The 22,387-nt window shown below is 71.0% G+C and carries 23 protein-coding genes; 12 read left to right on the plus strand and 11 right to left on the minus strand.

Going from position 1 to position 22,387, the window contains the following annotated elements; all coding sequences use genetic code 11:
• Window positions 1–45: 45 nt before the first annotated feature.
• From RM788_RS27035 to RM788_RS27050, 4 genes are read left to right on the plus strand one after another with little or no spacing between them, the layout of a single operon-like run.
• Entirely contained in the window at window positions 46–933 is an 888-nt protein-coding gene (locus RM788_RS27035; RefSeq protein ID WP_315934574.1) for a Rossmann-like and DUF2520 domain-containing protein, read from the plus strand.
• Entirely contained in the window at window positions 930–1,820 is an 891-nt protein-coding gene (panC, locus tag RM788_RS27040) for a pantoate--beta-alanine ligase (protein WP_315934575.1), read from the plus strand. The genes RM788_RS27035 and panC overlap by 4 nt, the downstream gene beginning before the upstream one ends.
• Before the next feature lie 14 nt (window positions 1,821–1,834).
• A complete protein-coding gene (gene panD, locus RM788_RS27045; RefSeq protein WP_315934576.1) occupies window positions 1,835–2,299 on the plus strand; it encodes an aspartate 1-decarboxylase in 465 nt (154 codons plus the stop codon).
• Window positions 2,300–2,309: 10 nt separating this feature from the next.
• The gene (locus RM788_RS27050; RefSeq protein WP_315934577.1) at window positions 2,310–3,095 is read left to right on the plus strand and encodes a type III pantothenate kinase; all 786 of its coding nucleotides are present in this window, start codon (window positions 2,310–2,312) and stop codon (window positions 3,093–3,095) included.
• A gap of 56 nt (window positions 3,096–3,151) precedes the next feature.
• On the opposite strand, the gene RM788_RS27055 is transcribed toward RM788_RS27050, so the two are convergent.
• A complete protein-coding gene (locus RM788_RS27055; protein ID WP_315934578.1) occupies window positions 3,152–3,823 on the minus strand; it encodes a class I SAM-dependent methyltransferase in 672 nt (223 codons plus the stop codon).
• An 893-nt stretch (window positions 3,824–4,716) separates the two neighbouring features.
• Between RM788_RS27055 and RM788_RS27060 the strand changes: the two genes are divergently transcribed.
• From RM788_RS27060 to RM788_RS27075, 4 genes are all read left to right on the plus strand, one after another.
• Window positions 4,717–5,067: a histone-like nucleoid-structuring protein Lsr2 gene (locus RM788_RS27060; protein WP_106185320.1), complete on the plus strand. Its 351-nt coding sequence runs from the start codon at window positions 4,717–4,719 to the stop codon at window positions 5,065–5,067.
• Between the two features lie 273 nt (window positions 5,068–5,340).
• Window positions 5,341–6,348: a FecCD family ABC transporter permease gene (locus RM788_RS27065; RefSeq protein WP_315934579.1), complete on the plus strand. Its 1,008-nt coding sequence runs from the start codon at window positions 5,341–5,343 to the stop codon at window positions 6,346–6,348.
• Window positions 6,345–7,430, plus strand: coding sequence for a FecCD family ABC transporter permease (locus RM788_RS27070; RefSeq protein ID WP_315934580.1), 1,086 nt, complete (start codon window positions 6,345–6,347; stop codon window positions 7,428–7,430). The genes RM788_RS27065 and RM788_RS27070 overlap by 4 nt, the downstream gene beginning before the upstream one ends.
• Window positions 7,427–8,221 carry an ABC transporter ATP-binding protein gene (locus RM788_RS27075; protein ID WP_315934581.1) on the plus strand — a complete coding sequence of 265 codons (795 nt, stop codon included), beginning with the start codon at window positions 7,427–7,429 and terminating at the stop codon, window positions 8,219–8,221. Before RM788_RS27070 ends, RM788_RS27075 begins: the two co-directional genes overlap by 4 nt.
• 123 nt (window positions 8,222–8,344) lie before the next feature.
• On the opposite strand, the gene RM788_RS27080 is transcribed toward RM788_RS27075, so the two are convergent.
• The gene (locus tag RM788_RS27080; protein WP_315934582.1) at window positions 8,345–9,148 is read right to left on the minus strand and encodes a (2Fe-2S)-binding protein; all 804 of its coding nucleotides are present in this window, start codon (window positions 9,146–9,148) and stop codon (window positions 8,345–8,347) included.
• A gap of 326 nt (window positions 9,149–9,474) precedes the next feature.
• Here RM788_RS27080 and RM788_RS27085 point away from each other — a divergent pair, with 326 nt between their 5' ends.
• Entirely contained in the window at window positions 9,475–12,033 is a 2,559-nt protein-coding gene (locus RM788_RS27085; RefSeq protein ID WP_315934583.1) for an ATP-dependent Clp protease ATP-binding subunit, read from the plus strand.
• Window positions 12,034–12,272: 239 nt separating this feature from the next.
• Window positions 12,273–13,256 carry an endonuclease/exonuclease/phosphatase family protein gene (locus tag RM788_RS27090; RefSeq protein WP_315934584.1) on the plus strand — a complete coding sequence of 328 codons (984 nt, stop codon included), beginning with the start codon at window positions 12,273–12,275 and terminating at the stop codon, window positions 13,254–13,256.
• On the opposite strand, the gene RM788_RS27095 is transcribed toward RM788_RS27090, so the two are convergent.
• The 3 genes from RM788_RS27095 to RM788_RS27105 are packed head-to-tail and all read right to left on the minus strand — an operon-like array spanning window position 13,228 to window position 15,818.
• Window positions 13,228–14,028, minus strand: a complete 801-nt coding sequence (locus tag RM788_RS27095) for an SIR2 family NAD-dependent protein deacylase (RefSeq protein WP_315934585.1) — start codon at window positions 14,026–14,028, stop codon at window positions 13,228–13,230. The two genes, RM788_RS27090 and RM788_RS27095, sit on opposite strands and share 29 nt — an antisense overlap.
• Window positions 14,021–14,335: an antibiotic biosynthesis monooxygenase family protein gene (locus tag RM788_RS27100; protein ID WP_315934586.1), complete on the minus strand. Its 315-nt coding sequence runs from the start codon at window positions 14,333–14,335 to the stop codon at window positions 14,021–14,023. The genes RM788_RS27095 and RM788_RS27100 overlap by 8 nt, the downstream gene beginning before the upstream one ends.
• A gap of 10 nt (window positions 14,336–14,345) precedes the next feature.
• On the minus strand, window positions 14,346–15,818 hold the full coding sequence (locus RM788_RS27105; protein WP_315920244.1) for a M1 family metallopeptidase: 1,473 nt from the start codon (window positions 15,816–15,818) through the stop codon (window positions 14,346–14,348).
• A gap of 17 nt (window positions 15,819–15,835) precedes the next feature.
• On the opposite strand from RM788_RS27105, the gene RM788_RS27110 reads away from it, so the two are divergent.
• Window positions 15,836–16,579, plus strand: a complete 744-nt coding sequence (locus RM788_RS27110; protein ID WP_315920245.1) for an alpha/beta fold hydrolase — start codon at window positions 15,836–15,838, stop codon at window positions 16,577–16,579.
• On the opposite strand, the gene RM788_RS27115 is transcribed toward RM788_RS27110, so the two are convergent.
• From RM788_RS27115 to RM788_RS27130, 4 genes are all read right to left on the minus strand, one after another.
• A complete protein-coding gene (locus RM788_RS27115) occupies window positions 16,572–17,078 on the minus strand; it encodes a 2'-5' RNA ligase family protein (RefSeq protein WP_315920246.1) in 507 nt (168 codons plus the stop codon). The genes RM788_RS27110 and RM788_RS27115 overlap by 8 nt on opposite strands.
• Window positions 17,078–17,947 carry an HhH-GPD family protein gene (locus tag RM788_RS27120; protein ID WP_315920247.1) on the minus strand — a complete coding sequence of 290 codons (870 nt, stop codon included), beginning with the start codon at window positions 17,945–17,947 and terminating at the stop codon, window positions 17,078–17,080. Before RM788_RS27120 ends, RM788_RS27115 begins: the two co-directional genes overlap by 1 nt.
• Complete coding sequence (locus RM788_RS27125) at window positions 17,937–18,602, minus strand: DUF998 domain-containing protein (RefSeq protein ID WP_315920248.1); 666 nt, start codon at window positions 18,600–18,602, stop codon at window positions 17,937–17,939. The genes RM788_RS27120 and RM788_RS27125 overlap by 11 nt, the downstream gene beginning before the upstream one ends.
• 167 nt (window positions 18,603–18,769) lie before the next feature.
• Complete coding sequence (locus RM788_RS27130; protein ID WP_315920249.1) at window positions 18,770–19,261, minus strand: beta-class carbonic anhydrase; 492 nt, start codon at window positions 19,259–19,261, stop codon at window positions 18,770–18,772.
• Between the two features lie 148 nt (window positions 19,262–19,409).
• Between RM788_RS27130 and RM788_RS27135 the strand changes: the two genes are divergently transcribed.
• Window positions 19,410–20,063, plus strand: a complete 654-nt coding sequence (locus RM788_RS27135; protein WP_315920250.1) for a hypothetical protein — start codon at window positions 19,410–19,412, stop codon at window positions 20,061–20,063.
• 15 nt (window positions 20,064–20,078) lie between these two features.
• On the opposite strand, the gene RM788_RS27140 is transcribed toward RM788_RS27135, so the two are convergent.
• Complete coding sequence (locus RM788_RS27140) at window positions 20,079–21,182, minus strand: LacI family DNA-binding transcriptional regulator (RefSeq protein ID WP_315920251.1); 1,104 nt, start codon at window positions 21,180–21,182, stop codon at window positions 20,079–20,081.
• A 118-nt stretch (window positions 21,183–21,300) separates the two neighbouring features.
• On the minus strand, window positions 21,301–22,350 hold the full coding sequence (locus tag RM788_RS27145) for a LacI family DNA-binding transcriptional regulator (protein ID WP_315920252.1): 1,050 nt from the start codon (window positions 22,348–22,350) through the stop codon (window positions 21,301–21,303).
• Window positions 22,351–22,387: the final 37 nt, after the last annotated feature.

Raw genomic sequence — 22,387 nt, forward strand, 5'->3', positions numbered from 1 at the left:
GGAGCCAGTCGCAATGAGCGCGACCACCCGAGCGGACACGACGCCGTGAACCGCCCGGCCAGACTCGCCGTCGGGGTCATCTCCGCGGGCCGCGTCGGTTCGGTGCTGGGCGCGGCACTGGCGCGCGCGGGCCACCTCACGGTCGGCGTGAGCGCCGTCTCCCAGGCCTCCCTGCGCCGCGCCGAGGACCTGCTGCCCGATGTCCCGGTCCTCGCCCCGCCCGACGTCGCGGCCGCCGCGGACCTGCTGCTGCTCGCCGTCCCCGACGACGCGCTGCCCGGTCTCGTCCGCGGTCTCGTCGCCACCGGGTCGCTGCGCGCGGGCCAGATCGTCGTGCACACCAGCGGCGCCCACGGCGTCGGCGTGCTCACCCCGGCCGCGGAGATCGGCGCGCTGTGCGTGGCGCTGCACCCCGTGATGACGTTCACCGGCCGCGCCGAGGACCTCCAGCGCATGACGGCCGCCAGCGTCGGCGTGACGGCGGCGGACGGCGACGAGGCCGCGTGGAGCGTCGGCGAGGCGCTCGTGGTGGAGATGGAGGCGGACCCGGTGCGCATCCCGGAGCACGTCCGCCCGCTCTACCACGCCGCGCTCGCGCACGGCGCGAACCACCTGGTCACCCTGGTCACCGAGTGCGCGGACCTGCTGCGCTCGGCCGGGATCGCGGGCCCGGAGCGGCTGCTCGGCCCGCTGCTGTCCGCGGCGCTGGACAACGCGCTGCGGCACGGCGACCGCGCCCTCACCGGCCCGGTGTCCCGCGGCGACGTCGGCACGGTCCGCAAGCACCTGGCCGTCCTCGCCGAGCGGGCACCGGAAACCCTGCCGTCGTACCGGGTGCTGGCCCACCGCACCGCCGACCGCGCCCAGGCCGCGGGCCTGCTCAAGCCCGAAGCCGCGACCGAAGTCCGAACCACCCTTGAGGACGACGAATGACGAAGCCCCTGTCCAAGGCCGACTACAGCCCCGCGGGGGTGACCGTCCACCACGACCCGGCGCGGGTGACGCGGGTCGTCCGCGCGCTGCGCGCGGCGGGCCGCAACATCGCGCTCGTGCCCACGATGGGCGCGCTGCACGCGGGGCACCGCAAGCTGATCCGCGAAGCGCACGTCATGCAGAACACGGTCGTCGTGGTGTCGATCTTCGTGAACCCGTTGCAGTTCGGGCCGAACGAGGACCTCGACCGCTACCCGCGCAACCTGGAGTCCGATGTGGACATCTGCCGCGAGGAGCGCGTCGGCATCGTCTTCGCGCCGAGCGCCGAGGACATGTACCCCTCCGGCGCCACCGCGTCCGTGTCGCCGGGCGTCCTCGGCACCGAGCTGGAGGGCGCGACCCGCCCCGGCCACTTCGACGGCGTGCTCACGGTCGTGGCGAAGCTGTTCAACATCGTCGGCCCCACCTACGCGGTGTTCGGCGAGAAGGACTACCAGCAGCTCACCCTGATCCACCGGATGGCGCGGGAGCTGAACTTCCCGCTCGACGTCGTCGGCGTGCCGACCGTCCGCGAGTACGACGGCCTCGCGCTGTCCTCGCGCAACCGGTTCCTCGACGCCGAGCAGCGGCAGACCGCCGTGGCCCTGTCCGCCGCGCTGGTCGCGGGCGCGCACGTCAGCGCGCAGGGGCCGGAAGCCGTGCTGAGGACCGCGCGGGACACGCTGGCCGCCGTTCCCGGAATCGACCTCGACTACCTGGAGCTCCGCGCGCCCGACCTCGGTCCGGCACCGGAGAAGGGCGACGCCAGGCTGCTGGTGGCCGCCCGCGTCGGCACGACACGTCTGATCGACAACGCCGCCGTGCTGCTCGGCGACGGCGACGACTGAGGGGGAAGGCCGTCATGTTCCGCACCATGCTCAAGTCCAAGATCCACCGGGCCACCGTGACCCGTGCCGACCTGCACTACGTCGGCTCGGTGACGGTGGACCTCGACCTGATGGAGGCCGCCGACCTGCTGGCGGGCGAGCAGGTCGCGATCGTCGACGTCACCAACGGCGCCCGGCTGGAGACCTACGTCATCGCGGGCGAGCGCGGCAGCGGCGTGATCGGTATCAACGGCGCCGCGGCGCACCTCGTCCAGCCCGGAGACCTGGTCATCCTGATCGCCTATGGCTCCATGGACGACGCCGAGGCGCGCAAGTACGAGCCGAAGGTCGTCTTCGTCGACGCCGACAACAAGGTCGTCGAACTGGGCGCGGACCTGGCGCACGCCCCCGAGGGCTCGGGTCTGAGCAGCGGGGCCATCACCGCGGCCGAGACGGCGGACGCCGCCGCGCTCGACGCCCTGATCCAAGCCGAGAACTGAGGAAAGTCCTGTGCTGCTCGCGATCGACGTCGGCAACACCAACATCGTGCTCGGCCTGTACGACGGGCTGGGCGACCAGGCGACGCTCGTGCGCGACTGGCGGATGCGCACCGACGCCAGGATGACCGCCGACGAGCTGGCGCTCACCATGCGCGGCCTGCTCGGCGAGTACGCCGACCGGATCACCGGCATCTCCGCGCTGTCCACCGTGCCCGCGGTGCTGCGCGAGCTGCGCGTGATGCTCGGCCGGTACTACCCGAAGGTGCCGAAGGTCGTGGTGGAGCCCGGCATCCGCACCGGTGTGCCGCTGCTCGTGGACAACCCGAAGGAGGTGGGCTCGGACCGGGTGATCAACACCCTGGCCGCGCACCACCTGCACAGCACCGCCTGCGTGGTGGTCGACTTCGGCACGTCCACCAACCTCGACGTGATCTCCGCGAAGGGCGAGTTCCTCGGCGGCGCGCTGGCGCCGGGCATCGAGATCTCGCTCGACGCGCTGGCCGCCCGCGCCGCCCAGCTCAGCAAGGTGGAGCTGGTCCGGCCGCGCGCGGTGATCGGCAAGAACACCGTGGAGTGCCTGCAGTCCGGCATCGTCTACGGGTTCGTCGGCCAGGTCGACGGGCTGGTCACCCGGATCATCGAGGAGCTGGGGGCCACCGAACCGGGCGAGGTCACCGTGATCGCCACCGGCGGCTTGGCGCCACTGGTGGTGTCGGAGTCCGCGACGATCCAGCACCACGTGCCCGACCTGACCCTGCTGGGCCTGCGGCTGGTCTTCGAGCGCAACATGCGCTGACCGCCGCGGGGGCGCGCTGGACGGCGCCCCCGCGGCGTTCCACCGCGCCCGGTGGGTCAGACGCGGACCTGGCGCTTCACCAGGGTGCGCATGGGCAGGTCGAACTCGCCGGTCGCGGTCTCCGGGCGGGACTTCAGGTAGGCCAGCATCTTCCCGACCAGCTCGTCGCGCTCGTCGTCCGGCGCCACCAGCATGTAGGAGTGCGTGCTGATGGTGTCCACCAGCGACTCGGCCGTGCGGCGCTGGGAATGCGGGAACGCCATCTGCTCGGAACCGGTGTAGAGCGGGTGCGCGGGCATCGGGTGGGCGAGGTCGAAGTCCTTGGCGCTCAAGGGCGACAGGCTCACCTCGCCGAACCCGGCGACCCACTCCACGTCCACGTCGTCGGCGTTCCACAGCGCGGCGACCACACCGCCGGGCTTGAGCACCCGCGCGATCTCGGTCAGCGCCCGTTCCTGGTCGAACCAGTGGAACGCCTGCCCGACGACGACGGCGTCCATCGTGCCGTCCGGCAGCGGAACGCGCTCCGCGGTGCCGGGCAGCGCCCGCACACCGCCGTGCAGCCGGACCAGCTCGGAGAGCATGGCCTCGTCGGGCTCCACCGCGGTGACCCGGTGGCCCTCGGAGCACAGCACGCCGGTCAGCTTCCCGGTGCCCGCCCCGAGATCCAGCACGCGCAGCCGGTCCGCCGCTTGGACGGGTTCGAGCGCCCAGCGCACGGCGGCCACCGGGTAGTCCGGGCGGTGGGCCGCGTAATCGGATGCCCGAGCTCCGAACGAACTCGCCCGGCGGGCATGGTCGGGGACAGCGTGGTGAGGTCGATCATCGGCACTCGTCACGCGTTCAACTTACCGAGACCGGTCGTCACCCGGTTCGAATAACCGATCGGTTGCGCCGTTCGCGAGTGGGTCGACCGGCGGAGTTCGTGACCAGCCACGACGTTCTCCGTAACCGTGCGCACGGGTGAAAAACAGTCTCGATTGGGTGTGCGAGCCCGGTTCCCCATCAGTCTGAAGTGGCAAAACGCGCACTGCGGGGAACTGGGAGACGTACACCACTTTCTGTCCGCCCGTCCCGTGTGATCCTGTCCGACAGCAAGCACTTTCCGTTTCCACCCGCCGGAACTCGGCGTGAAACCCGAATTAGGCGCTCTTGCGGGGGACGGGACCCTTCACCGTCGGGCGCCGGAGACCGAGCGTTATACGACGGAGAGTGTGCTCTCACCATGTGGTCGTTGTCCGAACCGCTCGTGGAGCAGATCACCCGGACGGGTTCGGCGAAGTTCCTGCACAAGCGTTCTGACAAGCGCGGGGCCGTGGGCCGGTGGCGGGCCGCCACCCATACACGGGTGGCGGCGTCGAGGGGTTGCAGGACCGTCAGGACTTTCCGCGATCGGGGCGGTGCGGAATGCCACCGCATGACGGCGGTGGGAATGGCGGAAGGGGTCGCGGTGGCCCTCACCGGCCGCGATCGTGTTTGCGGCTCGCCCGTACCTGAATGAAGTAACGTCTGAGACGCTGGCAGGTGCATATCCGCAGTTATGCGCTAACCTGCACAACGACATTGTTTTCGGTCGCGGTCGGGGTAGCAGTACCGCGCATTCGAGTCCAGGAGGATACGCATGGCGCAGAAGGTCACCGTGACCCTGGTCGATGACCTGGACGGTTCCAGGGCAGAGGAGACCGTCGGCTTCGGCTTGGACGGCGTCGCCTATGAGATCGACCTTTCTCCGGACAATGCGGGCAAGCTCCGCGATGTTCTCGCGGACTTCGTCACCAGTGCTCGTCGCGCCGGTGGCCGCAAGAGGGGGCCCGGTCGTCCCGCCGGGGTTAAGACCGCCGCTCGTCCGGCATCGGCGGATAGGGAGCAGAACCAGGCCATTCGCGAGTGGGCCCGCAAGCAGGGCATGAAGGTGTCCGATCGCGGCCGTATCCCGGCCGAGGTCCTGGACGCTTACCACCAGCAGGGCTGACCGGCGGTTTAAGGGGGTGCCACCCCAATTACGTAGATCAACGAAGGGGCGTCGGATTCGGTTCCGGCGCCTCTCGTTCGTCAATTGGGTGATTGGCCGGCTTCGGTCGGTAGTCGGATCAATGATCAACTCGAGGAAATGTGCCGCGGAAAAGGCGGCCCGACACCGCGCGCCCGTGCCGTGCGCGACACCTCGCTCCGGACCCTGCGGGAACCCGTACTACTTCGGTTAGGCTGCCCTCACCGAAGTGGAATCGCGGGCGAGGAGCGGTACTTGGCATCCGAACAGCGCCGTCGACGGCTCGTCGGGCTGGTCCTGCTGGTGCTCGCACTGGCCCTGGCCGCCGTCGCGAGCATCGCGATCGGCTCCAAGGAGATAGCGCTGGACGGGGTGTGGCACGCCCTCACCGCGCCCACCGGCCTCGAGGACGACGTCGTCATCCGCGAGCTGCGCGTCCCCCGCACCCTGCTCGGCATCGCGGTCGGCATCGCCCTCGGCATCGGCGGCGCCCTCATGCAGGGCCACACCCGCAACCCGCTCGCCGACCCCGGCATCCTCGGCGTCACGCAGGGCGCCGCGTTCGCCGTCGTCCTCGCGATCTTCACCCTCGGCGTCACCAGCCTCACCTCCTACGTCTGGTTCGCCTTCCTCGGCGCGTTCGTCGCCAGCGCCGTCGTGTTCCTCCTCGGCTCGTCCGGCCGCGCGGGCGCGACCCCGGTCACGCTCGCCCTCGCGGGCGCCGCCGTGAGCGCGCTGATGCACGGCCTGGTGTCCGCCCTCGTGCTGCTGGACCGGCAGAGCCTCGACGCGTTCCGGTTCTGGCAGGTCGGCGCCGTCTCCGGCCGCGACCTCGGCGTGCTCCAGCAGGTCCTGCCGTTCCTGGTCGTCGGCCTGGTGCTGGCGCTGGCCAACGCGCCGGGCGTGAACGCGCTGGCGCTCGGCGAGGACGTCGCCCGCGCGCTGGGCCAGCGGATCGCCCGCACCAGGGTCGTCGGCATCGCCGCCATCACGCTGCTGGTCGGCGGCGCCGTCGCGGCGTGCGGCCCGATCGGCTTCCTCGGCCTGGTCGTCCCGCACGCGGCCCGCGCGATCACCGGCCCCGACCACCGCTGGCTGCTGCCGTACTCCGGCCTGCTCGGCGCGGCGGTGCTCCTGGTGGCCGACGTCCTGGGCCGGATCGTGGCCCGCCCCGCCGAACTGGAGGTCGGGATCATGATGGCGGTGCTCGGCGCCCCGTTCTTCATCGCGCTCGTGCGGCGCAAGAAGCTGGTGAAGCTGTGAGCGCCGCCGTGGACCTCCCCGAGGTCGCCGTCGTGGAAGCTCGCAAGGGCCTGCGGGTCGGCCCGTTCTCCTGGCCGCTGCGCTGGCGGCCGCTGGTGCTGGTCGTGGTCGGCCTGGCGCTGCTGGCGCTGGTCATGGCGGTGAACATCGGCCGGGGCGACTTCCCGCTGACGATCGGCCAGGTGTTCGACGTCCTGCTCGGCGGCGGTCAGACCAGCCACCGGTTCATCGTGCTGGACCTGCGGCTGCCCAGGTCGCTGACGGCCGTGTTCGTCGGCGCCGCGCTGGCGCTGGCGGGCGCGATCTTCCAGTCCATCGCCCGCAACCCGCTGGCCAGCCCGGACATCCTCGGCGTCACCTGGGGCGCCAGCGTCGGCGCGGTCTCCGTGATCACGTTCGCGGGCGCGCTGACCGGTCCCGTCGCCGACATCGGCATCCCGGTCGCCGCGCTGGGCGGCGGCCTCTTCTTCGGCCTCCTCGTCTACGCGCTGGCGTGGCGCAAGGGAATCGAGGGCTTCCGCATGGTGCTGGTCGGCGTCGGCGTCGCCGCCATCGCGGGCAACATCACCCAGTACCTGCTGACCGCGGGCGACGTGAACGACGCCGCTCGCGCCATGGTGTGGATCACCGGCAGCCTCAACGGCCGCGGCTGGGAGCACGTCGTCCCGGTCGGCGTCGCCCTCGCGGTCCTGATGCCCGTCGCCTTCGTCTGCGCCCACGTGCTCGGAGCGCTCCAGTTCGGCGACGACACCGCCCGCGGCCTGGGGGTCCGGTTGAACCCGGCCCGCAGCGCGCTGCTGCTCGTCGGCATCGGCCTGGCCTCCGTCGCCACCGCCGCCGCGGGGCCGATCGCCTTCGTCGCCCTCGCGGCTCCGCAGATCGCCTCGCGCGTGGCGGCCACGGCCACGCCGCCGCTGCTCGGGTCCTCGGTGGTGGGCGCGCTGCTGGTGGTCGCGTCGGACCTGATCTCCCGCACCGCCTTCGGTGGGTTCGAGATGCCGGTCGGCGTGATCACCGCCGTGCTGGGCGCGCCCTACCTCATGTACTTGCTCATTCGAGGTCGCCGGGAGGCACGGGTATGACGGTTCGGCTCCAGGCAGCGGATCTCACGGTCGGTTACGGCGATCGCACGATCGTCGACGGGTTGGACCTGGACGTCGTCGGCGGGACGGTCACCGCGGTCATCGGGCCCAACGGGTGCGGGAAGTCCACGTTGCTGCGCGCGCTGGGGCGGTTGCTGCCCGCGCGGGGCGGCAGCGTGCTGCTGGACGGGAAGAGGATCGATCGGATCCCCACCCGCGAGGTGGCGAAGGTGCTGGGGATGCTGCCGCAGGCTCCCCAGGCCCCGGAGGGCCTGACCGTGGCGGACCTGGTCGCGCGGGGACGGCAGCCGCACCAGGCCTGGTACCGGCAGTGGTCGTCCGACGACGAGGCGGCGGTGGCCGAGGCGTTGCGGATGACGGGGATGGACGAGCTGGCCGGGCGGACCGTCGAGGAGCTGTCGGGCGGGCAGCGGCAGCGGGCGTGGATCTCGATGGCGCTGGCCCAGGGGACCGACCTGCTGCTGCTGGACGAGCCGACCACGTACCTGGACCTCGCGCACCAGATCGACGTGCTGGACCTGGTGCAGCGGCTGCACGCGGAGATGGGCCGAACGGTGATCATGGTCCTGCACGACCTGAACCTGGCCGCCCGCTACGCGGAGCACCTGATCGCCATGAAGAGCGGCCGGATCGTCGTGCAGGGCCCACCCGCCGAGGTGCTGACCGAGGAGGTGCTCCTCGAGGTGTTCGGCCTGGAAGCACGCGTGGTCACCGACCCCGTCTCCGGAACCCCCCTGGTGATCCCCATCGGCAACCGCCACCGCACCTAACCCGCGAGTCGAACTCCCGGACACCCCGTGTCGAACGCTCAGGCACCCCGTGTCGAACGTTCAGGCACCCCGTGTCGAACGTTCAGACACCCCGAGTCGTGCGCTCGGGCACCAGGCACCGCCTCAGCGGCACACCCGCGGGCAGGTGTCGCACTCCTCGGCGCCGGGCAGCACGTAGGTGAAGCAGCAGCTCTGCCTGCTCCGGGTCCACTCGCCGTCGGTGAAGCGCATGGTCGAGCCGGACGTGAGCGGGGCGATGCGCTCCGGCAGGAGCATGGCGGCGTCGGAGACGCCGGTGGACTCGTCGCCGCACATCCGGCCCGCCAGCCAGGTGCCCTTGTCCAGGGCGTCGGTGGCGGCGGCCCAGAGCATCCGGCGGCCAAGGCGGACCGTGGGGCCGAAGGCCTTGACGAAGTCGGCGGCGTGGGCGACGTACTTGGCGCGCAGCAGCGCGGCCAGCGCGGCCTCGTCGGCGACGACGGTGGCGGCCGGGTGGTTGCCCGCCGGGTCGTCGGGGAGGCAGGCGAACTCGTCGGAGAGCAGGGCGATGCCCGCCACCTGGGGACGGTCGCCCGCCAGGCGGAACGCGAGGTCGGCGGGCCTCAGGGAGGGCACGCGGCGGGCGCTGTGGAACAGCAGGCCCGCGAGCTGGCCGGGGACGCCGAGGTACCAGCCCATGACGTAGCCGGCGGTGGCGCGGTCCGAGGATCCGCCGTACTGGACCTCCAGCCACTCGGCGAGGGCCTTGCGCCAGCGGTCGAACAGCGCCGGGTCGGCGAGGGCGTCCGAGCAGAGCACCCAGTCGCCGCGCTGTGCCGGAAGGCCGAACCGGACCTCGACGTCGTCGCTCCGGGTGGACACCCTGGTGATGGACTCGGCGACGGGCGTGGACGCGCGTCGCGTCCGCACTTCGGCCGGTATCGTCATTGGCAGGGCCTCGCTGGTGAGTACGGCTGAGGATTGCCTAACCTTACCTAGACCGTCCCCGGTTGCGCTGGATGAGTGACGCCAGTCACCGATGACTCCACCGAACGGGTGGCTGTTCGCGCTGAGCGGACAGAGCCCCCAAGGCGGAATCTGCCTGGCACAACGTGCGTTGACGAGGGTGTAAGAGTTCCCCGAGGGCGGCCAGCTGCGCACGGGAACTGAGAGCGATGGCCCCGCCGACTACAGTGGTCGGCACGGTGCCGCGCTCTCCACGGTCTGCCAGTGGTGAGCCCGAGGACCGCCGGCGCAGCAGTCAGGGAGTGCGAATGTTCGAAAGGTTCACCGACCGCGCGAGGCGGGTGGTTGTCCTGGCCCAAGAAGAGGCCCGGATGCTCAACCACAACTACATCGGCACCGAGCACATCCTCCTGGGGTTGATCCACGAGGGTGAAGGTGTCGCCGCCAAGGCGCTGGAGTCGTTGGGGATCGCCCTCGAAGGTGTCCGCCAGCAGGTCGAGGAAATCATCGGCCAGGGCCAGCAGGCCCCGAGCGGTCACATCCCCTTCACCCCACGAGCGAAAAAAGTCCTCGAGCTGTCCCTGCGCGAAGCGCTGCAGCTCGGCCACAACTACATCGGCACCGAGCACATCCTGCTCGGCCTGATCCGCGAGGGCGAAGGCGTCGCGGCGCAGGTCCTGGTCAAGCTGGGAGCCGACCTCAACCGGGTGCGCCAGCAGGTGCTCCAGCTCCTGTCCGGCTACTCCAACAAGGAGCCGACCGAGTCCACCGGCCGCGGCGAGGGCACTCCCTCGTCGTCCCTGGTGCTCGACCAGTTCGGGCGCAACCTCACCGCCAGCGCGCGCGAGGGCAAGCTCGACCCGGTCATCGGGCGCTCCAAGGAGATCGAGCGGGTCATGCAGGTGCTGTCCCGCCGCACCAAGAACAACCCGGTGCTCATCGGCGAGCCCGGCGTCGGCAAGACCGCCGTCGTCGAGGGCCTGGCGCAGATGGTCGTCAAGGGCGAGGTGCCCGAGACGCTCAAGGACAAGCAGCTCTACACGCTTGACCTGGGCTCCCTGGTCGCCGGTTCCCGCTACCGCGGTGACTTCGAAGAGCGCCTGAAGAAGGTCCTCAAGGAGATCCGCACCCGCGGCGACATCATCCTGTTCATCGACGAGATCCACACCCTCGTGGGTGCGGGTGCCGCCGAGGGCGCGATCGACGCCGCCAGCATCCTCAAGCCGATGCTGGCCCGCGGTGAGCTCCAGACCATCGGCGCGACCACGCTCGACGAGTACCGCAAGTACGTCGAGAAGGACCCCGCCCTGGAGCGCCGGTTCCAGCCGATCCAGGTCGGCGAGCCGTCGCTGGAGCACACGATCGAGATCCTCAAGGGTCTGCGCGACCGCTACGAGTCGCACCACCGCGTGTCGATCACCGACTCCGCGCTGGTCGCGGCCGCCACCCTGGCCGACCGGTACATCAACGACCGGTTCCTCCCGGACAAGGCGATCGACCTCATCGACGAGGCGGGCGCGCGCATGCGCATCCGCCGGATGACCGCCCCGCCGGACCTGCGCGAGTTCGACGAGAAGATCGCCGACGTCCGCAGGGACAAGGAGTCGGCCATCGACGCGCAGGACTTCGAGCGCGCCGCGAAGCTGCGGGACGCCGAGAAGACCCTGCTCGGGCAGAAGGCCGAGCGCGAGAAGCAGTGGAAGGACGGTGACCTCGACGTCGTCGCCGAGGTCGATGACGAGCAGATCGCCGAAGTGCTGGCGAACTGGACCGGCATCCCCGTCTTCAAGCTCACCGAGGAGGAGACGACCCGTCTGCTCCGCATGGAAGACGAGCTGCACAAGCGGATCATCGGCCAGGTCGACGCGGTCAAGGCCGTGTCCAAGGCGATCCGCCGCACACGTGCGGGTCTGAAGGACCCGAAGCGCCCGTCGGGCTCGTTCATCTTCGCCGGCCCCTCCGGTGTCGGCAAGACGGAGCTGTCCAAGGCGCTCGCGCAGTTCCTGTTCGGTGAAGAGGACGCGCTCATCCAGATCGACATGGGTGAGTTCCACGACCGCTACACCGCGTCGCGGCTGTTCGGTGCCCCTCCCGGCTACGTCGGCTACGAAGAGGGCGGCCAGCTCACCGAGAAGGTGCGCCGCAAGCCATTCTCCGTGGTGCTGTTCGACGAGATCGAGAAGGCGCACCAGGAGATCTACAACACGCTGCTCCAGGTGCTGGAGGACGGCCGCCTGACCGACGGTCAGGGCCGGACGGTGGACTTTAAGAACACCGTCATCATCTTCACGTCCAACCTGGGCACGTCGGACATCTCCAAGGCCGTGGGGCTGGGCTTCACCACGGGCCAGGACGGCGCGTCGAACTACGAGCGCATGAAGAACAAGGTCAACGACGAGCTGAAGAAGCACTTCAGGCCGGAGTTCCTCAACCGCATCGACGACATCATCGTCTTCCACCAGCTCACGCAGGAACAGATCATCGAGATGGTGGACTTGATGATCAACCGCGTCGAGGCGCAGTTGAAGAGCAAGGACATGGCGATCGAGCTCACGGACAGGGCCAAGATGCTCCTGGCCACCCGTGGCTTCGACCCCGTGCTCGGCGCCCGCCCGCTGCGTCGCACGATCCAGCGGGAGATCGAGGACGCCCTGTCGGAGAAGATCCTGTTCGGCGAGATCCAGCCGGGCCAGATCATCCTCACCGACGTCGAGGGCTGGGACGGCGAAGGCACGCCCGACGACAAGGCGCACTTCACCTTCCGCGGCGAAGCCAAGCCGGGCCGCGTCCCGGACTCCCCGCCGGTCGAGCTGTCGGCCTCCGGTGGCGGCGAGTCCGCCGGTGAAGCCGAGGCAGTCGGCGAGTAACCGCCGGCAGTACCGCGAAGCGCCCCTGGTCCCCGGACCAGGGGCGCTTTGTGTCGCGGGGGCGGTGGGTCGCGTCGAACCGCCTGCTGGTGGAGCGTTTTCGTCGGTGGCGTTCTTCTCGGGGCCTCGATTTCCGGGGGACCCCCGTCCACCGATCCCGCCGCGAACGGCCGCGGGCCCTGACCTGCGCGTCTCCCCAACTCGGCCGTGCGCCGCCCCACTTCGGGCAGACTGGCCCCGTGGCCGACACCGAAGTGGCGAGACGACGGCGGGTGGGCGGTGGGCCGCTGTCGGCCTTCCTGGTCCTGCTGGCCGCGGCCTTCCTGGTGGCCGCGGGCCTGCGCCTGCTGGGCATCGACGGCAACCGCTACATGGTCGCGGTGACCGCCCTGACGCCCTACACGGCCGCGGCGGGGGTGCTGCTGGGCTGCGTCGCCCTGCTGCTGCGCCGGTGGGCCGCGGGCACGCTGGTGCTGCTGGTGGCGATCGTCCTGGTCGCCGCGGTGGCCCCCAGGGCCTTCCCGGACTCGCGACCCAACGGCGTGGGCACCGAGGTGCGGGTGATGTCGGTGAACATGCTGCTGGGCCAAGCGGACGCCGCGGACGTGGTCGCCGCCGTCCGGGCGAACCAGGTCGACGTCCTCACCCTCCAGGAGCTGACCCCGGAGGCCGTGGCCGAACTGGACCGGGCGGGCCTGCGGAACATGCTGCCCAGCCAGGTCTTCGAGCCGCGGCCGGGGCCCGCGGGGTCCGGCATCGCCTCCCGGTACGGGCTGACCGCCAAGACGCTGACGTCACCCGGCAGCATGCGGCAGCCGGGCGCGCTGGTCGACCTGCCCGGCGACCGCGACATCGAGGTCGTCGCCGTGCACACGATGCCGCCGGTCCTGACGGCCGGACCGGAGGCGTGGCAGCGGGAACTCGCCGGGCTGCCCAACCGGGACCTCGGGGGAGCGCCGCGGGTGCTGGCGGGGGACTTCAACGCGACCCTGGACCACGTGGGCCTGCGCAGGCTGCTGGGCAACGGGTACGTGGACGCGGCGGACGAGGTGGGGGCGGGCCTGGAGCCGACGTGGCCGTCCGGGAAGCTCTGGCCGCCGCCGGTGACCATCGACCACGTGCTGGTGGACAACCGCTGCCCGGTGGACACCTACGGCGTGATCGCCATCGGCGGGACGGACCACCGGGCCGTGGTCACCCAGTTCGTCGTGCCAACTCGGTGAGGGCCTCCTCGGCCCCCATGGCCAGCGCGATCCCCCGTCCATGCCGGACGTCGGACTCGCGCGGGTTGATCCGGATCAGCGCGCCGCTGGCCGCGCTGGCCAGTTCCGCCTGCCGCCGGACGGTCGGGACGGCGTTGCCCGCGCCGATCTCGACGACCACCAGCGAACGGTCGCGCAGACCGCGCCGCCACGCGGTCAGCTCGTCCAACGCGGTCTGGCTGCGCGTGCCGATCCAGTCGTAGTCGCCGAACATCAGGATGTTCGGCCGTGCCAGCCCACCGCAGTTCCGGCAGCGGGGCAACGGGTCCTCGGCGCGCATCGTCGACGGGTCGACGGTGACGACGAGGTCGTCCGCGGCCCAGACGTCGTCCGTGCACGGCTCCACGCACTGGAGGTGGTGGATCGAACCGTGCACCTCGGCGACGTGCGGGAACCCGGCCACCTGGAACTGACCGTCCACATTGGACGTGAACACCCGCTGCTCGGCGCCCCACGTGCGCAGCAGCGGGAAACCGGCGTGCGGCGCGGTGTCGCGGTACAGGTGCAGCCGGTGCCCGTAGAAACCCCACGCCAGCGCGGGGTCGTCGGCGAAGTGCACCGGGTCGGCCAGCTCCGCGAAGCTCAGGCCGAGCCGTTCGTACGGCGGGTAGGCCTGCCAGAAACCGCGGTCACCGCGGAAGTCCGGCAGGCCGGAGTCCACGCCCATGCCCGCGCCGGCGCAGATGAGGACCGCGTCGGCGCGGGCGAGCAGCTCGGCTGCCCGGTCAAGCATCCTTTTTGGGCGTGGAGCTGAGCACGACCTCGAACTCGAGCAGGTCGGCACCGCTCGCGACCGGCTTGGCGCGCTCACCGGCGTGGGCCTCGCGGGCACCGCCGTTCTTCCAGTTCTCGAAGTCCTCGTCGGTCTCCCAGCGGGTGTAGACGAAGTACCGGTCGTCACCCTGGACGGGGCGGAGCAGCTCGAAGCCCAGGAAACCGGGGGACTGGTCCACCGTTCCCAGTCGGGCGGCGAACCGCTTCTCCAGCTCGGGGCCCGCGCCCTCGGGGACCTTGATCGCGTTGATCTTCACGACTGCCATGGTTTCCAGCTTATCGGCGCAACGTGCCCGGCATCAGGTACTCGTCCGAGGGGCGTCGGTCACCCCGGAACCACGCCGCGAAGAACCCCTCGAGGTTCTGCCCGGACACCTTCTCCACGTGCTGCTCGAACTCCGGCCACGTCGCGTTGCCGCCCTTGTGCGCCGAGGCCCACCCCTTGAGCACCTGGTCGAACGCCTGGTCGCCGATCTGCCTGCGCAGCGCGTGCAGCGCCAGGATGCCCTTGTCGTACACGCCGCGGAACTCGTTGCCGCGCCCCATGTCGTAGAGCTTGCGCTCCCAGTACTGCGTGCTCTCCTTGCGCCTCTCGACCTCCGCGCGGTAGCGGTCGTCGAGGTTCACGCCCTCCTTGGCCTCGGCCCACAGCCACTGCGAGTAGCTCGCGAAGCACTCGTTCAGGCAGATGTCGGCCCAGCTCTCCAGCGACACCGAGTCGCCGAACCACTGGTGCGCGTTCTCGTGCACCACGGTCTCCAGGTCGGCCCACTGCGCGTAGATCGGCCTGGTCTGGGTCTCCAGCGAGAACCCGATGTCGTCGGACAGGTAGATGCCGCCCGCCTCGTCGAACGGGTAGGGGCCGAACTTCTCCGACAGGAACGCGAGGATCTCCGGCAGCCGCTTCTGCTCGTTCTTCTTGCCCTCGGCGCCGGGCGCGTACGCGTCCACGACCTTCGTCCCGTCGGGCAGCTGCGACCGCTCGAACTTCCACTTGTCGATGGCCACGGTCGCCAGGTACGTCGCCAGCGGGGTGTCCTCGGTCCACGTGAACGTGGTCCACCCGTCCGCGGTCGACGAGCCGTCCTCGCGGCCGTTGGAGATCACCGACCAGCCGTTCGGCACCCGCGCGGCGACCTTGAACCTGGCCTTGTCGCGGGGGGTGTCGTTGGCCGGGAACCAGGCCGTCGCGGAGTGCGGCTCGCCCGCTGCGAACGCCCCGCCGGACGCGGAGATCTGCCAGCCGCTCGTGCCGAGCGCCTTGTCCTCGAACGCCTGCGGCTCGCCACCGTAGGTCACCACCACCGTGAACGGCCGGTCCTTCGGCAGGTGCGCGGCGGGCGTGACGACCAGCTCGTGGTCGCCCTCCTGCGCGAACGTCGCGGCCTGGTCGCCGACCAGCACCCCGCTGACGGTCAGCTTGTGCAGGTCGAGGTTGAACCGGCTGAGCTCCTCGGTCGCCTTCGCGCTGATCGTGGCCTTGCCGTCCAGCACTTTCGTCACCGGGTCGTAGGTGATCGCCACGTCGTACTGCTCCACGTCGTACCCGGTGTTGCCGTCCTCCGGGTAGTACGCGTCACCGGCCCCGGCGCCGCCCACCCCCGGCGCGGACGCCGCGCTCGCCTCCGGCGCCGCCGACCCCGTGGTCCGGGCCGTTCCTCCTGGCAGCCGCGCCACCACCACGCCCGCGATCACGAGCGCGACGATGACGATCAGCAGGTACGGGCGTGCCTTGGGGCTGATTGGCATGCCGCAATGATGCACGCATGGGCACCATCGAGTTCGGGGGATCCGGTCAGGGCATCCTCCTCATGCACGGGTTGATGAGCCGCGCCACGACGTGGTGGACGGTCGCGCAGTGGCTCACCGGGTACGGCAGGGTGGTCGCGGTCGACGCCCGCGGCCACGGCCGCGAGGCCCGCGGCGGGCCGTGGCGGACCGAGGACTTCATCGCCGACGCCGCACGGACCGTCGCGGAACTGGACCTCGGCCCGGCCGTCCTGATCGGCCACTCCATGGGCGGCCTGCACGCCATGGGCCTGGCCGCCACCCACCCCGACCTGGTCCGCGCCGTCGTGGTCGAGGACGTCGTCCCGGACAACACCGGCAAGTCGGTCGACGACTGGAAGTGGTACTTCGACGCCTGGCCCGTGCCGTTCCGCTCGCTCGCGCACGTCCGCTCGGTGGTGGACGTGCCGCGGGTCGAGGAGTTCTTCGAGGAACGCGCCGACGGCTACCACCTCCTGGCCCGCATGGAGGACCTCTACGAGATCGCGGGCGAATGGGGCGTGCGCGACTACTGGCACCTCGTCGACGCCATCCGCTGCCCGCTGCTCGCGCTCGAAGCAGGCCGCGGCGGCATGCGCCCCGGCCAGATGGCCGAGATCGCCCACCGCACCGGAGGCACGCACCTGCTCGTCCCCGAGTCCGGCCACGTGATCCACGACGAGGCACCGCGGGTGTTCCGCGGCGCCGTAGAGGCTTTCCTGTCCGGTGTGCTGGTCAGGTGAGGTCCTCCACCTCACCGGTCACCGAGTCCACCACGCACACCCGCCCCGCCTTCGCCCGGATCGGGCCCACCGGGTGCAGCGCGCCGAACCCGGTGACCATCTGCTCGTCGGTCAGCCCGACCGCCAGCGTGCAGTGCGGTACCCAGTGGCCGGGCAGGAAGTAGGCGTTGGGGTTCTTCACCTTGCGCGCCAGCACGTCGTGGATCGCGGAGTGCACGGCGAGCAGTTCGCTGTCCACGACGGCGGACAGCATCAGCACGTTCTCGCTCGTCACGAACGACGACAGGTTCTCCAACGCCATGCCGGGCAGCCAGAGCTGCCCCAGCTCCTCCCGCAGCGCCGCCCGCGCCGTGCGCGGGATCGACCCGGCGGAGGCGTAGGAGAGGTGCGGCGGGTACTGGTCCGCGGGTGGCACGCCTGCGTCGCGCAGGCGCTTCCACAGCCCGCGCACCGCGGCGTCGGCCTCGTCGTCGAAGAACACGACGACCGCCTGCGACATCAGTGCTCGCCCGGCAGCGCGAACAGCCCACCGGTGGTCTGCTCGACCAGCCCGTCGACCAGCAGCGAGTGCAGGCAGCGGTCGCGCTGACCGGCGTCCGCCCACACCACGTCGAGCTTCGCCTTCGGCACCGCGTCGCTGGTGCCGCGCAACACGTCCAGCAGCAGCCCGCGCACCTGCCGGTCGGTGCCCGCGAACTTCTGCGCCACCTTCACCGGCCCCGCGTACGCGGGCCGTCCGGCGAGCTGCCACGCGCACTCGCCGTACACCGGGCAGTCGGCGCACCGCGGCGCCCGCGCCGTGCAGACCAGCGCCCCGAGCTCCATCAGTGCCGCCGAGTAGACGGCCGCGTCCTCCTCGGGCAGCAGCGCGGCCACGTCGGCCATGTCCCGTGTCGTCGACGGCGCCCCGGCGTCCGCGGCCCCGTGCACCGCGCGCGCGACCACCCGCCGCACGTTCGTGTCGACCACCGGAACGCTTTGCCCGTAGGCGAAAGCCGCCACCGCCCGCGCCGTGTACGCCCCGATCCCCGGCAGCCCGAGCAGGGTGTCCACATCGGACGGAACCACGTCGTCGTGCTCGGCCGCGATCACCGCGGCCGCCGCGTGCAGCCGCAGCGCCCGCCGCGGGTACCCGAGCTTCCCCCACGCCCGCACCACCTCGCCCTGCGTGGCGGCGGCCATGTCGGACGGCAGCGGCCAGCGCGCCAGCCACTCCCGCCAGATCGGCTCCACCCGCGCCACCGGCGTCTGTTGCAGCATGATCTCGCTGACCAGCACGCCCCACGCCGTGCAGTCCGCGTGCCGCCAAGGCAGGTCGCGGGCTTCTTCGGCGAACCACTCGAGGACCAGTTCGGTATCAAGGCTCATAACGGGTCGGATTCTCCCAGGCGCCCAACCGGTCCACACAACGGCCGCCGCGCCACAGCAGCAGCGCGCCGAACACGACCTCCCACACCGTGATCGAGTACACGCTTCCCCGCTCCCACAACCCGTCCAGCGCGCCCGCGCCGACCCGACCGATCAGCAGGGCGCTCACCAGTCCGAGCACCGGCAGGACGACGAGCCACCTCCTGGTGCTCGCCGCGAGGGTGAGGAGGTTGCCGCCCACGATCGCCAGCACCGCGCCGACCACGTGGTACCCGCCGGGGGAGGTGCTGTGGAAGACGGCGACCAGCACGTTGCCGACGGCGTGGCAGACCGCGAACGCCGTGAGCAGGTACCGGCGCACACCGTGCAGGTGCGCCGCGACCACCAGCGCCACCAGCAGCAGCCCGACGCCCTGAACCACGAACGCCGTGTTCATCACCGCCGCCAACGGCGAGTTCAGCACCCTTGCGCCCGTGTCCGACCGCGGTCCGGGCACACCGAGGTCGCTGATGTAGTTGAACGCGTAGCGGTACGGCGGATCCACCCACGCCGACGCCGCGACCGCTTCCAGCACCACGTACTGGACCCCGGTCAGCACCGCGACGAGTCCCGCCCACCAGAGGTGCCCGCGACCGGGCCTGACCACGTCGTCCATGCGTCCAGGATGGACCCCGAGCCCACCAGCGCAGGACCGGTCAGGGGTCCCCGATCGGGCGGCCCCCCGATCCACAGCCTACGAGCGGGGTACGACAGTTCCGCCGAACAACCGTCCGACCTGCGGCGACAGCCCCGACAACCGGTCGAGGCCGTCCCCGGCCACCCTCACACGACCTCGGTCAGGATCCCCGATCGAACGTCGTAGACGAACCCCCGCACCTGGTCCTTGTGCGGAAGGAAGGCACTGTGCCGAAGCCGGTTCATCGACCCGCGCACGCTGTCCTTCACCTCGCGGAAGGCCTCCACGGCCCACGTCGGCCGCATCCCCGAGTCCGTCTCCAGTTCGTCCTTGAAGCCGTCCTCGGTCACCAGTTCCAGCCCGCAGTTGGTGTGGTGGACCAGCAGGACCTCCCGCGTCCCCAGCTTCCGCTGGGACAGCGCCAGCGAACGGATCATGTCGTCGGTGACGACACCGCCCGCGTTGCGCAGCACGTGGGCCTCACCCTGCTTCAAACCGAAGATCTCGAACACCCTGATGCGCGAGTCCATGCAGGTGAGGATCGCCACCTGCATGGAAGGCCTGGGTGTGGAGCGGTCGCCCGGCACCACGTTGCCGAGTTCGTCGTTGCGGCGCAGCAGCTCGTCGATAGCGGTCACGGCACACCTCCAGTCCTGGACTGTCCACGCATATGACAACCGGTACAGACCCTGGTGCCAAGGGGTTTCGGCTGAACGTCACCTTTCACCGCATCGGGTTACTCCAGCGTCCCATCGCCGCGCCCTCCACCCGGTTACCGTCGGTGTCGTGATCGAGCCCACAGGGCCGCGACCGGCCTCGGTGTACTGGCGTCGTCGAGCGGTGGCGCTCGGCGTGTCGCTGGTCGCCCTGCTCCTCGCGATCTGGCTGATCGGCAGCCTGATCGGCCACACGGATCCGCAGCCGCAGCTCCAGGCCGTCACGTCCGCCCCGCCCTCGACGCCGCCGTCCACCGCGCCGTCCGGTTCCAGCACCTCGCCGACACCCCCGCCGCCCGCGCCGCCGAGCCCGACGGCGCCGCCCGGTCCGCCTGCCGCCTGCGAGGACGCGCAGGTCAACGTCGTCGCCGAGGTGTCGAAGCCGAGCTACGAGATCGGCCAGCAGCCCGAGTTCCGGATCCACGTGTCGAACGCCGGGCCGCTGCCGTGCACGAAGGACATCGGCCGCGCGGTCCGCGAACTGGTCGTGACCAGCGCGGACGGCGCGACGCAGCTGTGGTCGAGCAACCACTGCTTCGCCACCGAGGGCACCGAGGTGCGGGTGATGCAGCCGCGCGAGATCTTCACCTACGGCCTGAGCTGGGCGGGCAGCACCTCGGACGAGGGCTGCCGCACCCACACCGGGGTCGGCCCCGGCGACTACCTGCTGACGGCCAAGGTCGCGGGCAAGGCCAGCAACCCCGTGGTTTTCAGGCTCACGTGACCTTGGCTCACGCGACTACGGGCCGAACCAGCGCTCCTCGGTGATCGTGCGGGGAGCCGAAGCGGTCCGACCGGTGATGAGCTCGGTGCTGAGGTTGACCGAACGGGGCCGGGTGCGCTCGCCGACGTCGAGCAGCAGTTTCCCCGCCGCGCGCCCCTTCTCCAGCACCGGCTGCCGCACCGTGGTGAGGCCCGCGCGCTCGGCCTCGTGGATGCCGTCGAAACCGGTGACCGTCAGGTCCTCCGGGACCCGCAGGCCGCGCCGCTTGGCCTCGTTCATCGCGCCGAGGGCCAGTATGTCCGACGTGCAGATCAGGGCGGTGATCGTCGGGTCGCGGTCGAGGACCTGCGCGGCCGCGGACTCGCCGGAGGCGGTGTTGTGGTCGAACCGCTCGACCACGGGCACCCGCGACCAGTCGACACCGGCCTCGCTGAACGCCATCGCCAGCCCGGCGAGCCGCGAGCGCTGCACGTGGAAGTGCGCGGCGTGCTGCCGGTCGACGGACACGTACCCGTCGTTGCGGTCACGCGCCAGGCGCATGCAGACGACGCCCACGCGCCGGTGGCCCATCGCGATCAGGTGTCGGGCCAGCTCGTTCATCGCGGACCGGTCGTCGATGCCGACGCGGTCGACGTTGGTGAGGTCCGGCTGGTCGCACACGACCGTCGGCACCGGCCGTTCGAGGACCGCGGCGAGGTGCGGGTCGTCGTCCGGCACGGAGTAGACGACGAAGCCGTCGACCCCCGCGCGGTGCACCGCGGCCACGTCCTCGCGCTCCGGGCTCGCCGGGATCAGCATCAGCCCGGTGCCCGCGTCCTCGCACGCCAGCGCGAGGCCTTCCAGGAACCCGAGCGCCGCCGGGTCGCGGAACGCGTACGAGAGGTTCTCGGTCAGCAGCAGCCCGACCGCGCCCGCTTTGCGGGTCCGCAGTGACCGGGCCACCGGGTCAGGGCCCGGATATCCGAGCCGCCTTGCCGTCTCCAACACCCGTCGACGCAGCTCTGGCGAGAGCTGGTCGGGCCGGTTGTACGCGTTGGACACCGTTGTCCGGGAAACGCCCAGCTCAGCGGCCAAGGAGGCCAGCGTCGCAGGACGTCGCACATGCATAGACCGCGCCATGGAGTGACCGTAACGGTTCAGAACCAATTACAGAAGCAAGTCGGGACGCGCGTCACCAGGTTGCTGCGTTTGCGCAGGTCGTACCGTCTTGCATGACGAGAATTTGGTCCAGACCAATTTAGCGACGCCGAGGGGGTGCCGTGGACTCGCGGACCACCAGCTTCGGGCGGAACACCCTGGTGTAGTTGCCCGATCCGCGCCTCTTCCTGTCCGGATCGAGTCTGTTCACGAGCTCGTCGACGGCCGCGGCCGCCATCTCCTCGATCGGCTGCGCCAGCGTCGTCAGCGCGGGGGAGCAGTACGACGCCAGCGGGATGTCGTCGAACCCCACGATCGACAGGTCCCCCGGCACCGAAAGCCCCCGCTGACGGGCCTCCCGCAGCACCCCGAACGCCATGTGGTCCGACGAGCAGATCACCGCCGTCGGCCGCGCGGTGTCCAGCAGCACGCCCACCGCGGCCGCCCCGCCCTGCAGCCCGAACGGGCCGTGCGCGACGAACTCGGACTCCGCGGGCAGCGACGCCTCCTCCAGTGCGGCCGCCCACCCCGCCCGCTTGAGCCGCGACGGCAACGACCGCGACGGCCCCGACACGAACCCGATCCGCCGGTGCCCCAGCTCGACGAGGTGCCTGGTCGCGGTGTACCCCGCCAACTGCTCGTCCACGGTCACGTCCGGCACGTCCAGCGCGGGCGTGGCCCCGTTGAGGAACACCATGTGCACGCCGTCGGCGAGCAGCTTCGCGTAGTAGCTCGGCCGCGGCGCCTGGCCGAGCGGCACCTCGACGTTGGTGATCTCCGGCGACACGAACACCATGCCCTCGACACCCCTGGCGAGCAGCATCCGCACGTACTCCTCCTCGCCCATCGCGGCCGTGCCGATGGCGCGGGTGTTGCACAGCAGCGACGAGTACCCGAGCCGCGCGGCCCTCGTCTCCAGGGCCTCGGCGAACGCCGGGAACACCGGGTTCGACAGCTCCGGCACGAGCAGCCCGATCACGCCGGTGCGTTGCAGCGCACCGAGTCCGCGCGGGGTGTAGGGCATCTCGGTGAGCACCGCCAGCACGCGCTGCCGGGTCTCCTCGTTGACGCCCGCCCGGCGGTTCAGCACCCTGCTGACCGTCGAGATGCTCACCCCCGCGGCCCTGGCGATCTCGGACAGTCCTGACAACGTTCTCCTCCTCGCACCGGCACGCCGCCACGAAGCG

The organism is Umezawaea sp. Da 62-37 (genome assembly GCF_032460545.1).
In the GTDB taxonomy this organism is placed as follows: domain Bacteria; phylum Actinomycetota; class Actinomycetes; order Mycobacteriales; family Pseudonocardiaceae; genus Umezawaea.